This window comes from Terrihabitans rhizophilus (assembly GCF_033898525.1).
In the GTDB taxonomy this organism is placed as follows: Bacteria; Pseudomonadota; Alphaproteobacteria; order Rhizobiales; family Methylopilaceae; genus Flaviflagellibacter; species Flaviflagellibacter rhizophilus.
This window is the reverse complement of the sequence record NZ_JAXAFJ010000003.1, coordinates 298002-311974: the sequence shown is the minus strand read 5'-3', so window position 1 is coordinate 311974 and position 13973 is coordinate 298002. Positions and strand designations below refer to the sequence as shown.

Genomic DNA, 13973 nt, shown 5'->3' with positions numbered 1-13973 from the left:
CCGCGCCGCTCCCCTATCGCCGCGCCAGCCGGAAGTAGAGGTCGGACAGCCGCGCCGGCAGGTCGGCGATGCGGCGCACCGGCATGTGGCGGGCACGGCCAAACACGGCATCGCCCGCTCCTTCCGCGCCACCGAGCGTGACGCCGAACACATCCACGCCGGCAGACTTCAGCCCGAGAATGGCGTGGCGCGCATCGGCCACCAGGTCGAGCGGGTCCGGCACGTCCACGTCGGAAGGTTCGCCGTCGGTCAGCACGAGGACGAGCTTGCGATGGGTGCGCAGAGCGGTCATCTCAGCCCCCGCATGGCGGATGGCGGCGCCCAGCCGCGTCGAGAGGCCGGGCGTCAGGCCGGCCAGACGGGCGCGCGCGGCGGCATCGTAGCGGGTGCCGAAGTCCTTCAGCCGCATCACGCGCACATCGTCGCGCCCGGATGACGTGAAGGCCCGCACCGCGAAGGGGTCACCCAGCGCCTCCAGCGCTTCCGACAACAGCCCGACGGCGAGCCGCTCCACATCCAGAACCGACTGTCCGGACGGGGTACGGTCCCCTGTCGAGCGCGATACATCGACAAGGATGAGAACACCGAGGTCACGCGTGAGCTGGGCGCTGGTGCGGAACACGCGCTCGTCTGGCATCAGTTTTCCGCGCAGAAGGATCGCGGCGTCCAGCGCGGCATCGAGGTCGAGCTCCGGCCCCTCAGCCTGGCGGCGCAGGCGGGTGGGACGGCCAAGCTTGGCCGCCTTCACCAGCCGCAGGATATTCGCCCGCAGGGGTGCCGCACGCTCCAGTTCGGTATCGAAGGCACGGCAATTCGCGGCGGCGGTCTCGACTTCGCGCACCGACGTCCAGTCCGGGCGCTCCAGCCCCGCCGCGCGGTCCCACTCCGGATATATCGCGATGACGGGCGCCCGGTCGCCTGCCGGTGCCGTGCGGGCACGGCCGACATCCTGCCGCTCAGGCGGCGCATCGCGGTTTTCCGGGCCAAGCTCTTCCTCGCGCTGATCCCGGCGCGAGGCATCGACAGGAAGATCGATCTCGGTGGGCGGGGCATCGGCACGGTCGCCAAAGTCCCACAGACCAAGCGTGTCGTCGCGATAGACGGGCTCGACCACGTGATCGACTGCATTGAGTCCGATGCGCATCTGGCCAAGATCGCGGCCGAGGATTTGCCCAAGTTCGTGGCTGATTGCGGGATCGTTCATGCGCGGCGCCGCTTCCGCGAAAAGGCGGCGGCCCTTCGCCACCCAGTAATCACCGTCGTCATAGGCGGGATCGATGAGCGCGCGGGCAAGGCGCGCCATCAGGCTTGCTGCGTTGGACATGCCGTCGGCCGCGCGCGCGGTGTGAAACGGCAGCCAGAGGCGGCACAGACCGGGCATGGATCGGATGGCCAGCGTCTCCACGCGGGCATCCTCAATGACCGAGATCAGCGCGATGGCCAGCGGCTTGTACTTGCCCACCGGGAAGCGCGGACCTCCGAAGGCGATGTGCGCACCGGCATGGGCCACTGCCGCGCGGTACACAGCGGGAGCATCCTCCGCGCTGACCCCGGGATAAATCTCCGGCAGGCGGATGACGTGGCCTGCGAGATTGCTGCGCCGCATGGGAGGCCCGTCGTCCGCCGGCACGCCTCGCAAATCCGGCACGCCGCCCCAGAGGGCCGTGGCATAGGCCTTCACCCCGCGCTCGACGTCGGAAAACGCCTTCGCACCACCGGCGCGGGCGATGAGGTGACGGGCACGCGGGTCCGCAAGGCTGAAGAAGGCGATCTGTTTCCGGGCGTCCCGTCCGCTGGCGCGCAGCCCGGCGGCGATGAAATCGTCGAAGCCCTGCGCTCCGGTACCATCCAGGATTGCGGCGGTGTTCTCCACGATGGGGCTGATCGCGCCGGGTGCGACGCGGGCCAGCTTCACCAGCCCGGGAAGCCAGAGCGCAAGGCTGCCGGGCACCAGAAGCGCGGCGGCCGGCAAACGCTCGGCAGCCGCCTGCGCCGGCTTCGCGCCCGCCTCCCGACAGATCTCCGCCAGCAGCACGCCGGCCTCGGCAAGCTGGGCGACCGGCACGCGCCCGGCGCACTCCAGACAGGCGCGCCAGTATGCGCCGAGGCAGGCCGTGCCGGCATTGACGTTCAGCAGCCGCAGCGAGGCCGAAGTCCACGCGCCAAGTGCCGCGGCATCGGCCTGGCGTGCGAACACGTCCTCGATACGGTCCAGCAGAGGCGGGAGGCCGGCGCGCTGTGCCACCATCCGCCTCAGTTCGGGCATATCCGACGAGGAGCGCAGAACAGGCGCCGCCAGCGTCATATCAGGCGATGCATGCCGCGACGGCACCCGACAGGGCCTCACGCATATCGGCGTCATCGGTGATGGGCAGCACGATGGCCGAGCGTGTGGCGGTCTCGATGGGCATGCCCGCCCGCACCAGCCGCCCGGCATGGATCAGCATGCGTGTGGAGGCGCCTTCATCGAGCCCCTGCCCGCGCAGGTTCCGCGAGCGCGCGCCGATCGCCACCAGCACATCGGCCAGCCCGCTTTCGACACCCGCCTCGCGCGCCACGATGGCGGCCTCCACGTCCCTTTCGGGATAGCTGAACTCGATGGCGACGAAACGCTGCTTGGTGCTCTCCTTGAGATCCTTCACGGCGCTCTGGTAGCCGGGATTGTAGGAGATGGTCAGCGCGAAATCCGAGTGCGCCTGGATGACCTCGTTGTGCTTGTCGAGCGGCAGGACGCGGCGGGCATCGGTCAGCGGGTGGATGACGACCGTGGTGTCCTGCCGCGCCTCCACGATCTCGTCGAGATAGCAGATGGCCCCGTGCCGCACGGCGGTGGTCAGGGGGCCGTCGTGCCAGACCGTGCCCTCGGGCGAGAGCAGGAAGCGGCCCGCGAGGTCCGATGCCGTCATGTCCTCGTGGCAGGCGACCGTGATGAGCGGGCGACCGAGCCGCCACGCCATATGCTCCACGAAGCGCGTCTTGCCGCAGCCGGTCGGCCCCTTCAGCATCACGGGCAGACGATCGCCGTAAGCTGCCTCGAACAGGGCGATCTCGTCCGCGACGGGCCGGTAGAAGGGCTCATCAGCTATGCGGTAGTCGTCAAGGTTCATCACGCGCACCCATCGCAGCAGGCAGAAACGCAAAAGGACGCCCGGCCCTTGCGGGCCGATGGCGTCCTTGCCAATCCTCGGGACGGCGCGACATCCTCGGCGCGCCGTCATTTCCCGTAAGTTCCGCCTTATTCCCCGCCGCCGTCAAGCCTGCCGGGCCCGGCGCTCCACTACCCTGAGCAGCCGGCTTCTGTGGTAGTGTCGACACCAGCCTTGATGACGACCGGGTTCCGGCGAAGCCGTAGAACCGCTCGCCGGGTCAGGATCCAGTCGCAGAGGGCTGGCGGCGACCCTCTCACGCGGAAGGCTGGTCCTCGCGCGAGCGGCTGCAAGGCCGAATGAACTTCTTTCGACGATCGGGGAAAAGATGCGTATTTTAGTCGGCTGCGAGATGACCTACGAGTTCACGCAGGCCACGCCGATGATCGCGATGCTCAATGTGCATGCATCCCGGTTCTCCGACCTTGAGCGGCCGGACTATATCGTCACCACTCCGTCCGTTCCTCTTGAGGGCTATCGCGACATCTTCGGCAATTGGTGCACGCGCATGACGGCACCTGCCGGTCGCTTCACGCTCCGCACGGAAACTGTGGTCCGCGATTCCGGAACCTGGGATCCCACCAGTCCCAATGCCGAACAGGTATCGGTCGAAAGGCTTCCGACCGATACCCTGCTCTACCTTCTGGGCAGCCGCTACTGCGAGACGGATCGCCTGTCGGACACGGCATGGACCCTGTTCGCCAACACGCCTCCCGGCTGGGCTCGGGTGCAGGCGATCTGCGACTTCGTGCATGACCACATCACTTTTGGCTACGCGCACTCACGTCCCACCAGGACGGCAGCCGAAGCATTTGATGAAAAGATCGGGGTCTGCCGCGATTTCGCGCATCTGGCGCTGACCTTCTGCCGGTGCCTCAACATCCCGGCCCGCTATTGCACGGGATATGTCAGCGATATCGGCCTACCCCTGCCCCACGCACCTGGTGACTTCGCCGCCTGGATAGAGGTGTTCCTGGACGGTGCATGGCACATGTTCGACCCGCGGAATAACGATCCCCGGATCGGACGCATCCTGATGGCATATGGCAGGGACGCCGCCGATGTCCCACTGACCCTGACCTTCGGGCCGAACGCGCTGGTGGAGTTTCGCGTCACCACGGAGGAAGCGGCGGATGCCATGTGAAAGGCGCGGCTGCGCTCCGCGAACCAGCCTCGCTTCCTTGCAACATGAGCGCATTGCCGCGAGACTCCCGGCGACCCGCGCCGCTTGACGCCTGCCTCGCGAAGGCAGATGCGGCACAGCACAGGATGAAGCGATGAAGATCTGCAGGTTCGGCGAGGCTGGCCTTGAGAAGCCGGGGTTGATCGACGCCGAAGGGGCCGTTCGGGATCTTTCCGGCATCCTGGAGGACATCACACCCGGCACCCTCTCAGCCGCCGGGCTCGCCGCTCTGCGTCAGGTGGATCCGGCAAGTCTGCCCGTCGTCGTCGGATCTCCCCGCCTCGGCGTTCCCTTCACGGGAACACAGAAATATGTCGGCATCGGCCTGAACTATCGCGATCACGCCCGCGAAGCGGGTCTGGCCGTGCCGAGCGAGCCGATCATCTTTCTCAAGGCTCCCAGCGCAATCTGCGGGCCGAACGACGACACCCTGATGCCGGTCGGCGGAGAGAAGCTGGACTGGGAGGTGGAACTCGGCGTCGTCATCGGCACCACGGCCCGAAACGTCGCGGAGGACGACGCCCTCGACCATGTGGCGGGTTATTGCGTGCTGAACGACGTCTCCGAACGCGCTTTCCAGATGCAGTCCGCCCAATGGGACAAGGGCAAGGGCTGCGACACGTTCGGCCCCACCGGCCCGTGGCTTGTCACGCGCGACGAGGTGGAGGACCCGCAGGATCTGGAGCTTTGGCTTGAGGTGAACGGACAGCGGATGCAATCGAGCTCCACCGCGCAGATGATCTTCGGCGTGGCGGCCCTGATCTCCTATGCGAGCCGCTACATGACCCTCGTTCCCGGTGACATTATCGCCACCGGCACGCCGTCGGGTGTTGCCTTGGGCAGGCCGGATGCCTGGCTGAAGCCCGGTGATATTGTGCGGCTCGGCGTTGCCGGGCTCGGGGAACAATGCCAGCGGGTGATCGGCTGACGCGATGCGGCTGGCCGGCTGCCAGCCGGCCAGCCTCGGTTACCTCGGTCACCGCTCCGTTTCCAGAAGATCACCGAGGCGCCATCGGGTGATCGTGGCGATCTGGCGAAGCGCCTCCGCAATCTCTTCGTCGCGGCTTGCCGTCATGCGCCGCCGCAAGGCCTCGATGATACTGTCGATGGTGTTCTCGCGCGCGGCGATGATGAACGGGAACCCGAACCGCTCTTCATACTGCCGGTTCAGGAGGTCGAGCAGCTCGCCCTTCTCCTCTTCCACCCCATCGAGGCCGGCAGCCTTTTGCTCGGCCTGCGATTCCACTGCCAAGGCGGCCTCGCGCCTGCTGCGCGAGGCGAGCCTGGGATGGGCGCGCAAGAATGCGATCTGGTCGTCCACAGAACGGGCCAGCACCACACTCATCATCGCAGCATGGGCCGCGTCGAAGTCGGCAAAAGGACGTGCGGCACCTGCTCCTTCGGCCACCCACGGCGAGTGCTCGAACACGGAGCCGAGCCGCCGCACCAGTTCGTCGCCCGGCAAGGCGTTCAGTTCTGTCAGGGACATACGGCGCCCATCAGAAACGCTCATGCCTCCCTCTTCGTCTTGCGGCGCCGGCCTTGTGGCGCCTCTGCCGCCGAGATGCGGGCGAGCGCACGCGCCATCGCTTCCCCCGTGAGCCTGTTGTGGTCTTCCAGACGCTCCGCGAGGTCGAGCCGGGTCCGCGCCCGCAGGGCGATCATGATGCGCTCGTGCTCGCGGTAGGATTCGGCGAGCCGGTCGGTCACCTCGTTCACCGCGAAGCGATAGCGCCAGATCTTGTGCTGGAGCGCCTCATAGCTTTGCGCCAGCACCGGATTTCCCGCCGCCTGCGCAAGCCTCTGGTGGAACGAGAAATTCAGACGGGTATAGGCTGCGTGATCGTCTCGCTGAAGGGCCGCGCCGAGCGCCGCATGCAGGGCATCGAGCTCCGCCACGTCGGAATCGCTCGCCCTTTCACCGGCCAGAAGCCCGATCAGGCGTTCCAGCGCACCCTTGGTCTCGAAGATCGGCCCAAGTGCGCCCCGGTCCACCGGCGCCACCACCGCCCCCCTGTTGGGGCGAAGGGTGACGAAGCCCTCGGCCGCCATGACCTTGAGGGCTTCGCGCAGGGGGGTGCGCGACACACCGAACCGGGCGCATAGCTCCGCTTCGGGTATGCGGGCGCCGGCGGGTAATTCGCCGTCCAGGAGAATCGCCCGTAGCTGGGGCACCACGATGTCGTGCAGCGTGGCCGCCGACCTTTCGTCGTCGAAACCGGTGGCGTCCGATGTATCCGTGGTCGGAAGGCGTTCCATGGCTTGTCAGTCCCGGACGCGCGGCGCGGCATCCCCTCCCGGTATGGAGAACATGCGGCCGTACTGCGCAAGCGGCTCCATCGGGATGCCGAGCTTCCTCAGGCAAGCCCAGAGCGTGAAGGCCACGGAGTCGAGGACCGGGATGCCAAGACGCTGCTCCAGCGCCGGCGCGATCAGCGGCCCCCGCATATTGGTGCAGACAATGGCGATGGCGTCCGGCTTCGCTGCGCCGACTTCCAGGCACATGGTCTCGATCTCCGCTTCGGACACCTCTGCGAAGGAGTGGTTGTCCGACCGGCCGCTGTGCCGCTCCGCAACTGTCTCGATGCCGATGGCCTGGTAGTTCGCGATGATCTTGCGCTGAACGTCCTCGGTATAGGGGGTCACGAGACCGAGCCGGCGGACGCCGGTTTCCTGCAGCAGCTCGTTCAGGCCAAGGATCGCGCTCGTCGCCGGGATCCCGGTGCGTTCGGTGATCGCGGCGCAAAGGCGCCGGTCGGTCTCGAACCCCAGCCAGCTTGCCGAAGTCCCGTTCCAGGCGATGACGTCCGGCCGGGCATCGGCGAGCAGATCCGCTGCCTGAAGGATCGGCTCAAGGGCGAACTGCTGGTTCGAGTGGGCATCGAGCGCGATCTTCGTGACCTGGAAGCGGCCGAAGTGGACGCTGACGTCCGGGAAGAGCGGCCAGGCCATGGCGCTGGTGAAGGGCTCCACCACCGTGTTGGACGACGGCGTGAGCATGGCGATGACGCCGCGCGCCCGATTCTCGCTGTTTTGCATTCAAAATGTCTCTGCTTAGAAGAGATTCATGTGATGGATCGATGATCGTCTGATCAGCTTTATGCGCCCGCGCCTTGTGTCCTGACAAGCCGAAGATCGTGTACGCAAAGCCGGATTTAACGGGTACACCACTCTTGAAAGTGCCTAAAGATGCATCTGTCGGCAAAACTTTTAGTCACGCGTCCTGAGCCGGCACCTCGGCGGGCCGTGCTTAAATTTTCCTGTTTCAGTCCGTGCAAAGCTCTGCAAGTATGCAGCCATTATGAATTCAAAAAGCGCGAGGTCTGATTGATGAGAAGGGCTATACCGTTCGCCGCGGCTGCCGTGGCCTTGCTTGCTGCCACCACATTCGCCTCGGCCCAGACGCCGTTGCGCGTTGCCGGCAATTTCTCCCAGAACAACAAGCAGGTGGACATCGAGCGCGCCTTCTTCGGTGAGCTCGGCGAGAAGTCCGGCGTGCCGATCCAGATGAACTACAACCCCATGGACGTCGTGGGCGTGAAGGCTCCGGATGCGCTGCGCATGCTGCGGGGCGGATCCTTCGATGTCATGTCGGTGCAGATCGGCATGGCCTCGCGCGACGATCCCTTCTTCGAAGGTGTGGACCTCATCGGCGTGGCTCCCGACATGGCCTCGCTGCGCAAGGTCGTGGACGCCTATCGCGAGGCGTTCGACGAGCGGCTCCAGAAGCGCTTCAACGCCAAGGTGCTCACCCTGTGGCCGTTCGGACCGCAGGTGTTCTACTGCAATCACCCCATCACGACCTTGGCAGACCTCAAGGGCCTGAAGGTGCGCTCCTTCACCCCGTCCATGTCGGCGATGCTCGAAAATCTCGGCGCCACGCCTGTCACCCTGCAGTTCTCGGAGGTCTATCCGGCCCTGCAGCGCGGCGTCGCCTCCTGCGGCGTGACTTCGCCGACATCCGGCAACACCGGCAACTGGCCGGAAGTGACCACGCATCTCCTGCCGCTGGCCGTGTCCGGCTCCGTGCAGGGACACTTCATCAACCTGAACACCTGGAAGAAGTTCTCGCCTGAGCAGCAGCAGAAGCTGACCGAGCAGTTCAAGGCGCTCGAGGACCAGTTCTGGCAGCTCGCAACATCTGCGAACGACGATGCAATTGCCTGCAATACGGGGCAGGACAGCTGCTCCGGCCACAAGAAGTTCTCGATGAAGCTTGTCGAGATCTCCGACGCCGACCGCCAGAAGATCAAGGAAGTGGCGGAGAGCACGGTCCTCCCGATCTGGAAGAAGACCTGCGACGCAGTCGACCCGCAGTGCTCAGAGAACTGGAACAAGACGGCCGGCGCAGCCGCGGGCCTGACCATCAAGTGACATGGGGGGCGCCGCCCAAGAAGCGGCGCCCCTTTTTTCCGCGGGACGAGCCATGAACGCAGACAATCCTGTCCTGAAGACCCTGACGCCGATTGCCCGGCTTCTGGCCCTGCTCGCCGGCTACCTCCTGCTGGGACTGGCCATCCTCGTCACCGCCGAGATCCTTCTGCGGCGCTTCATGAACATCTCGCTTCAGGGCGGCGACGAGTTCGGCGGCTATGTGCTGGCGATCCTCGCGGCCTTCGGCTTCTCCTACGCCCTGATCGAGCGGGCCCACACCCGCGTCGAGATCCTGGTGGAGCGCGTCGGCTGGCGCACGCAGTCGCTGCTGAACCTTGTCTCCTCGTGGTGCATCGCCGTGATGGCCGCGTTCATGGCGTGGCGCGCCTATGCGACGCTGGACGAGAGCCTCGAGTTTCAGTCGCTCTCGGGCACCCCGCTGATGACGCCCCTGTGGCAGCCGCAGGGGATCTGGTTCGTCGGCCTTCTGTTTTTCGGCGTGGTCGCCACGGCCATCGCGGTGCACAGCACCCTTCTGATCCTGCGCGATCCCCGCCGCCTCAACCGCCTCTACGGCATCAAGACGCTCGACGAGATCATCGAGGAAGAAACCGTGATCACCGAGGACAACACGGGAGCGATCAAGCCATGATCGGCGTGACCGGAGCCGGCATCGGCTTCCTGATGATGCTCGGATTGATGATGATCGGCCTTCCGGTCGCCATCTCCCTGTTCCTCACCGCCTTCGTCGGAGCCTGGGCATTCCTGGGCTGGCCGACCCTCATGGGGTTCGGCAACCAGATGTGGAGCGGGCAGAACGACTTCATCCTGACGGCCATCCCGCTCTTCGTGTTCCTCGGCGAAATCCTGGTGCGTTCCGGCGTCGCCAACGGCCTCTACCGCTGCCTGTCCGACTGGCTGAACCGGCTGCCGGGCGGGCTGCTGCACTCCAATATCGGCGCCAGCGCCATCTTCGCCGCGGTCTCCGGCTCGTCGGTCGCCACCGCCGCCACGATCGGCACGGTCGCCCTGCCGATCATGAAGGAGCGCGGATACGATGCGCGCCTGACCACCGGCTCCATCGCCGCCGGCGCCACGCTCGGCATCCTCATCCCGCCTTCGATCAACATGATCATCTATGGCTCGATGACGAACACCTCCATCGGCCAGCTGTTCGCGGCCGGCGTCGTTCCGGGCCTGCTGCTGACCGCGCTGTTCATGATGCTGATCGCCGTGATGTGCGTTCTGCGGCCGGAACTCGCGGGTCCTGCCCTCCCCTCGCGGTCCTGGTCGGAGAAGATCGCGAGCCTCGGCGACATCTTCCCGCCCTTCGTGATCTTCGTCGTCGTCATGGGCACGATCTATCTTGGCTGGGCCACGCCCACCGAGTCGGCGGCCATCGGCGTCATCTGCTCGCTGCTGGTCGCGGTCGCGAAGCGCCGCTTCTCCATGGCGCTGCTGCACGAGAGCATGATCGCCACCGTGCGCATCTCCTCCATGATCCTGCTGATCATGGTGGGCGCGCAGTTCCTGAACTTCGTGATCGGCGTGCTGGGGATTCCGCAGGCGCTGACCACTATGGTCTCGCAAACCGGCGCAGGGCCCATCGAGATCATCCTGCTGCTGATCGTGTTCTACCTGATCCTCGGCTGCTTCATGGAAACCCTTTCCATGATGATCGCAACCTTGCCGGTGGTGTTCCCGCTGGTCGTGCATCTCGGAATCGATCCGGTCTGGTTCGGCATCTTCCTGGTGCTGATGATGGAAGTCGGCCTCATCACGCCACCCATCGGCATGAACCTCTATGTGGTGCAGGGCGTGCGCGGCACCGGCTCGATCATGGACGTGATCTACGGCTCGATCCCCTTCGTCGTCCTGATGCTGGCTTTCACCGGCCTGCTGATCGTCTGGCCGCAGATCGCGCTCTGGCTGCCGCAGCAGTTGTTCCAGTAAAGCGATGCACATCCTGGAAGCCGCATTCCTGATCACCGACGCGGATGCGCCGGTGATTGAGAACGGGGCCGTAGCCGTGGAGCACGGACGGGTCGTGGAGACCGGGTCCGTCGACCATCTACGCCGGCTTTATCCAGACAGCACCCGCACCCTGCTCGGCGATGCCCTGATCCTGCCCGGCTTCGTCAACGCCCACCAGCACGGACGTGGCCTTAGCCAGATCCAGCTCGGCTATCCGGACGACGCGCTGGAGCCGTGGATCGCACGCCGCCGTGGCCGCGGGAGCCCCGATAGCTATGCCCTCACAAGGCTGGCGGCGCTGGAGATGCTGGCGAACGGCGTCACGGCGACCCTCCATGCCAATTACAGCTACGCCACGGGTGACTACGAGGCCGAACTCAGGGGCTCCATCCGGGCCTATGAGGAAACGGGCCTGCGGGCCACGATCTGCGTCGGCTATGCCGACCGTGGCGGACTGGTCTATCCGCCGGCTGATGAAGCAGCTTTCGCGGCGGGGCTGAGCCATGACGCCCGGTCCCTGCTGCAGGCGGCGCCCCCGGCCTATCTGCCGCTGCCCGAAACGCTGGACCTGATGGCCCGGCTGCGCGCCGAATATCGCGGCCATCCCACACTGCGCTTCGCCTACGGCCCTGCGGGACCGCAATGGGTCAGCGACGAGGCGTGGCGTGCGCTGGCACGCGACGCGGCCGAGATCGGGGTCGGCCTGCATTTTCATCTGCTGGAATCTCCGGTGCAGTCCGCCTGTGCCGGGAGGCTGTACCCCGGCGGCTCCCTCGCCCACCTCAAAACGCTTGGTGTCTTCACGGCTCCGGCAAGTGCGGCGCACTTCGTACACGCGGGCCCACGCGACATCGCAGATGCAGCGAGGCTCGGGCTTGTCGTGGTGACCAATCCCGGTTCGAACATGCGGCTCTTCAATGGTGGGCCGCCTCTCGGCGCCATGCTGGACGCCGGCGTCGAACTCGCGCTCGGCACCGACAATTGCGCGCTGGACGACAACGAGGACTACCTTTCGGAACTGCGGCTTGGTGGGCTCTTGATGCGGAGACCGGGAGCCGATGCCAAGCACGCAGCCCGGCGGCTCCTGCGCACCGGGACCGAGGCAGGAGCGGCAGCTGCGTTCCTGAAGGAGGAGATCGGCGCTCTCCGGCCAGGCATGAAAGCGGACCTGATCGCTCTCGACCTCGCCAATGTGCGCGGTGCCTATCTCGAAGCCGAGGCCGATGTGCTGGATGCGGTTCTGGCACGCGGTTGCGGACGCGACATCGCTCTGACGATGGTCGAGGGTCAGGTCTGCTACCGGCGCGGTGCATCCAGCGAACAACTAGACGCCGCACGCACCGATGCCGCCGTCACGGCCATGCGTGCACGAAGCCGGCACCCAACCGCCAGCAGCGCGGCCGAGACCATCGTCGATGCGGTCCGCAAGCATTACGCGGCAGAGACGTGATGGGCCGCGTCCTCGTCACCGGCGCGTCCGGCTTTGTCGGGCTTGCAACCTGCGAGGCGCTGGTCGCCGAAGGCCACGGGGTCATCGGCTATGACCGCGCCCGGCCACCTTTCCATGCGGATTGGATGGACGGCGTCACATTTGTCGAGGGAGACATCCGGGATGCGGACGCCTTGAAGCGCGCGTTCTCGGACCACGATGTCACGCATGCCGTGCATGGTGCCGCCGTCACGCCGGATGCGCTGAGGGAGCGAACCTCCCCGGGCGAGATCCTCGAGATCAACGTCATTGGCTCCTGCCGGCTGATGGAAGCGGCGGCGGGGCACGACCTTCGCCGCATCGTCTATCTGTCCTCCATCTCGGCCTACGGAGACGCCGCGCCGGCAGCCAATGGGCGCTTCGATGAGGCCGAAAACGCCATGCAGCCCTCGGCGCTGTACGGCATCAGCAAACTGTCCGCAGAACTCGCAATGCGCAGGCTGGCCGTGCTGAACCAGCAGGATCTGCGCATCCTGCGCCTTGGTCCCTTGTTCGGACCCTGGGAACGCGCGTCCGGCACACGCGACGTGCTGAGCCCACACCACCAGATCGCCCGGGCAGCCCGGACGGGAGCACCCTGCGTGCTGCCGCGCGAGATGCGCGGGGACTGGCTCTATGCGCCGGACGCTGCCCGCCGCATCGCCGGCGTCCTGTCCTGCCCCGATCTCGCTGGCGATGTCTTCAACCTTGGCGGCGGCGACATCAGCACGCTCGTTGACTGGTGCCGGGCTTTGCAGGATCTGATCCCCGGCTTCGCGTGGTCTATCGATCCAGAACGCTCCACCCTGCGCACCAACTACGCAACCGACCGGCCGGCGCTCGACAATGCCCGCCTCGACGCGGCCTGTCCGGCACACCGCACCCCGATCCTGCGCGCCGCACGCGAAACCTTGACCTGGCTCGATGCCTTCGAGCCCATCTGAGCTGAAAGCACATCACCATGACCAAGCGTCTTGAAGGCCGTAGCGCGATCATCACGGGAGGATCCTCCGGCATCGGGCGCGCCATGGCCCGCCGCTTCGCCCGGGAAGGGGCTCATGTCGTCGTGGCGGACATCACCACCGAGGCCGTCGAGGGAGGTGCGCCGGTCTGCGACGTGATCGTGGAGGAAGGCGGCAGCGCGCTCTTCCTCAAGACCGACGTCTCCAGCAAGGCCGAGGTGGACGCGCTCGTTGGTGAAACCGTCGGGCGCTTCGGCCGACTCGACATCCTCGTCAACAACGCCGTGCTGCGTGCCGGCAAGCCGCTCGCGGAAACCGAGGAAGAGGACTGGGACCGCGTGATGGATGTCAGCCTGAAGGGCGCCTATCTGTGCGCCCGTGCCGCCGTGCGGCAGATGCTGACGCAGGAGATCGTCGGCGAAGCGCGCGGGCGGCTGATCAACATCTCATCGCAGCATGGCCATATCAGCGCGCCCGAAGACTTTGCGTATGGCGTGAGCAAGGCCGGCAATGCCTATATGACCCGCCAGATCGCAGCCGATTACGCCCGCGATTACATCATCTGCAATGCGGTTGCGCCGGGCAAGATCCTGACCGGCAAGGGCGGCCGTGCCGTAGAGCCCAAGTGGATCGAGTATTCCCATCAACGCACGCCCTGGCCCCGGCTGGGAACGCCCGAAGATGTTGCGAATGCCGCACTGTTCCTGGCCAGCGACGAGGCGACCTTCCTGACGGGCCACACGCTGTTCGTCGACGGCGGATGGATGGCTGCCTGACCATCCTGCTTTTCAGGCGCGAGCGTTTAGCCAGCGTTCTCGCATCCGACCTCTCCCGGGCGCCAACTCGAAGAAGGCTCATTCCTGCAG

At 66.2% G+C, this 13973-nt stretch carries 13 protein-coding genes; 8 read left to right on the top strand and 5 right to left on the bottom strand.

The annotated features are described in order from the left end of the window. Window positions 1-13: 13 nt before the first annotated feature. Both SCD90_RS07760 and SCD90_RS07755 read right to left on the bottom strand, forming a co-directional pair. Window positions 14-2305 carry a nitric oxide reductase activation protein NorD gene (locus SCD90_RS07760; RefSeq protein ID WP_319844078.1) on the bottom strand — a complete coding sequence of 764 codons (2292 nt, stop codon included), beginning with the start codon at window positions 2303-2305 and terminating at the stop codon, window positions 14-16. 1 nt (window position 2306) lies between these two features. Beyond that, window positions 2307-3107 carry a CbbQ/NirQ/NorQ/GpvN family protein gene (locus tag SCD90_RS07755; protein WP_319844077.1) on the bottom strand — a complete coding sequence of 267 codons (801 nt, stop codon included), beginning with the start codon at window positions 3105-3107 and terminating at the stop codon, window positions 2307-2309. Between the two features lie 367 nt (window positions 3108-3474). Between SCD90_RS07755 and SCD90_RS07750 the strand changes: the two genes are divergently transcribed. Together SCD90_RS07750 and SCD90_RS07745 are read left to right on the top strand one after the other, a co-directional pair. After that, window positions 3475-4290: a transglutaminase-like domain-containing protein gene (locus SCD90_RS07750; RefSeq protein WP_319844076.1), complete on the top strand. Its 816-nt coding sequence runs from the start codon at window positions 3475-3477 to the stop codon at window positions 4288-4290. Between the two features lie 133 nt (window positions 4291-4423). Further along, window positions 4424-5257 carry a fumarylacetoacetate hydrolase family protein gene (locus SCD90_RS07745; protein ID WP_319844075.1) on the top strand — a complete coding sequence of 278 codons (834 nt, stop codon included), beginning with the start codon at window positions 4424-4426 and terminating at the stop codon, window positions 5255-5257. A 48-nt stretch (window positions 5258-5305) separates the two neighbouring features. Here the strand turns inward: SCD90_RS07745 and uraD are convergent, their stop codons facing one another. The 3 genes from uraD to SCD90_RS07730 are packed head-to-tail and all read right to left on the bottom strand — an operon-like array spanning window position 5306 to window position 7368. Next, window positions 5306-5842 carry a 2-oxo-4-hydroxy-4-carboxy-5-ureidoimidazoline decarboxylase gene (gene uraD, locus SCD90_RS07740; protein WP_319844074.1) on the bottom strand — a complete coding sequence of 179 codons (537 nt, stop codon included), beginning with the start codon at window positions 5840-5842 and terminating at the stop codon, window positions 5306-5308. After that, window positions 5839-6588 carry a GntR family transcriptional regulator gene (locus SCD90_RS07735; protein WP_319844073.1) on the bottom strand — a complete coding sequence of 250 codons (750 nt, stop codon included), beginning with the start codon at window positions 6586-6588 and terminating at the stop codon, window positions 5839-5841. Before SCD90_RS07735 ends, uraD begins: the two co-directional genes overlap by 4 nt. 6 nt (window positions 6589-6594) lie before the next feature. Then, the gene (locus SCD90_RS07730) at window positions 6595-7368 is read right to left on the bottom strand and encodes a maleate cis-trans isomerase family protein (protein ID WP_319844072.1); all 774 of its coding nucleotides are present in this window, start codon (window positions 7366-7368) and stop codon (window positions 6595-6597) included. A gap of 291 nt (window positions 7369-7659) precedes the next feature. Between SCD90_RS07730 and SCD90_RS07725 the strand changes: the two genes are divergently transcribed. The 6 genes from SCD90_RS07725 to SCD90_RS07700 are packed head-to-tail and all read left to right on the top strand — an operon-like array spanning window position 7660 to window position 13883. Further along, window positions 7660-8703, top strand: coding sequence for a TRAP transporter substrate-binding protein (locus tag SCD90_RS07725; RefSeq protein WP_319844071.1), 1044 nt, complete (start codon window positions 7660-7662; stop codon window positions 8701-8703). A 52-nt stretch (window positions 8704-8755) separates the two neighbouring features. After that, a complete protein-coding gene (locus SCD90_RS07720) occupies window positions 8756-9355 on the top strand; it encodes a TRAP transporter small permease subunit (RefSeq protein WP_319844070.1) in 600 nt (199 codons plus the stop codon). After that, complete coding sequence (locus SCD90_RS07715) at window positions 9352-10656, top strand: TRAP transporter large permease (RefSeq protein WP_319844069.1); 1305 nt, start codon at window positions 9352-9354, stop codon at window positions 10654-10656. Before SCD90_RS07720 ends, SCD90_RS07715 begins: the two co-directional genes overlap by 4 nt. A 4-nt stretch (window positions 10657-10660) precedes the next feature. After that, entirely contained in the window at window positions 10661-12127 is a 1467-nt protein-coding gene (locus SCD90_RS07710; protein WP_319844068.1) for an amidohydrolase family protein, read from the top strand. Then, entirely contained in the window at window positions 12127-13089 is a 963-nt protein-coding gene (locus SCD90_RS07705) for an NAD-dependent epimerase/dehydratase family protein (protein WP_319844067.1), read from the top strand. Before SCD90_RS07710 ends, SCD90_RS07705 begins: the two co-directional genes overlap by 1 nt. A 17-nt stretch (window positions 13090-13106) precedes the next feature. Then, window positions 13107-13883, top strand: a complete 777-nt coding sequence (locus SCD90_RS07700) for an SDR family NAD(P)-dependent oxidoreductase (protein ID WP_319844066.1) — start codon at window positions 13107-13109, stop codon at window positions 13881-13883. Window positions 13884-13973 lie beyond the last annotated feature (90 nt).

What these genes read in the sequence shown, in the direction of transcription:
- SCD90_RS07705 (WP_319844067.1), top strand. Translation starts at nt 12,127, where the DNA reads ATGGGCCGCGTCCTCGTCACCGGCGCGTCCGGCTTTGTCGGGCTTGCA.
- SCD90_RS07750 (WP_319844076.1), top strand. Translation starts at nt 3,475, where the DNA reads ATGCGTATTTTAGTCGGCTGCGAGATGACCTACGAGTTCACGCAGGCC.
- SCD90_RS07745 (WP_319844075.1), top strand. Translation starts at nt 4,424, where the DNA reads ATGAAGATCTGCAGGTTCGGCGAGGCTGGCCTTGAGAAGCCGGGGTTG.
- SCD90_RS07730 (WP_319844072.1), bottom strand. Translation starts at nt 7,368, where the DNA reads ATGCAAAACAGCGAGAATCGGGCGCGCGGCGTCATCGCCATGCTCACG.
- SCD90_RS07760 (WP_319844078.1), bottom strand. Translation starts at nt 2,305, where the DNA reads ATGACGCTGGCGGCGCCTGTTCTGCGCTCCTCGTCGGATATGCCCGAA.
- SCD90_RS07755 (WP_319844077.1), bottom strand. Translation starts at nt 3,107, where the DNA reads ATGAACCTTGACGACTACCGCATAGCTGATGAGCCCTTCTACCGGCCC.
- SCD90_RS07720 (WP_319844070.1), top strand. Translation starts at nt 8,756, where the DNA reads ATGAACGCAGACAATCCTGTCCTGAAGACCCTGACGCCGATTGCCCGG.
- SCD90_RS07715 (WP_319844069.1), top strand. Translation starts at nt 9,352, where the DNA reads ATGATCGGCGTGACCGGAGCCGGCATCGGCTTCCTGATGATGCTCGGA.
- SCD90_RS07725 (WP_319844071.1), top strand. Translation starts at nt 7,660, where the DNA reads ATGAGAAGGGCTATACCGTTCGCCGCGGCTGCCGTGGCCTTGCTTGCT.
- SCD90_RS07700 (WP_319844066.1), top strand. Translation starts at nt 13,107, where the DNA reads ATGACCAAGCGTCTTGAAGGCCGTAGCGCGATCATCACGGGAGGATCC.
- SCD90_RS07735 (WP_319844073.1), bottom strand. Translation starts at nt 6,588, where the DNA reads ATGGAACGCCTTCCGACCACGGATACATCGGACGCCACCGGTTTCGAC.
- uraD (WP_319844074.1), bottom strand. Translation starts at nt 5,842, where the DNA reads ATGAGCGTTTCTGATGGGCGCCGTATGTCCCTGACAGAACTGAACGCC.
- SCD90_RS07710 (WP_319844068.1), top strand. Translation starts at nt 10,661, where the DNA reads ATGCACATCCTGGAAGCCGCATTCCTGATCACCGACGCGGATGCGCCG.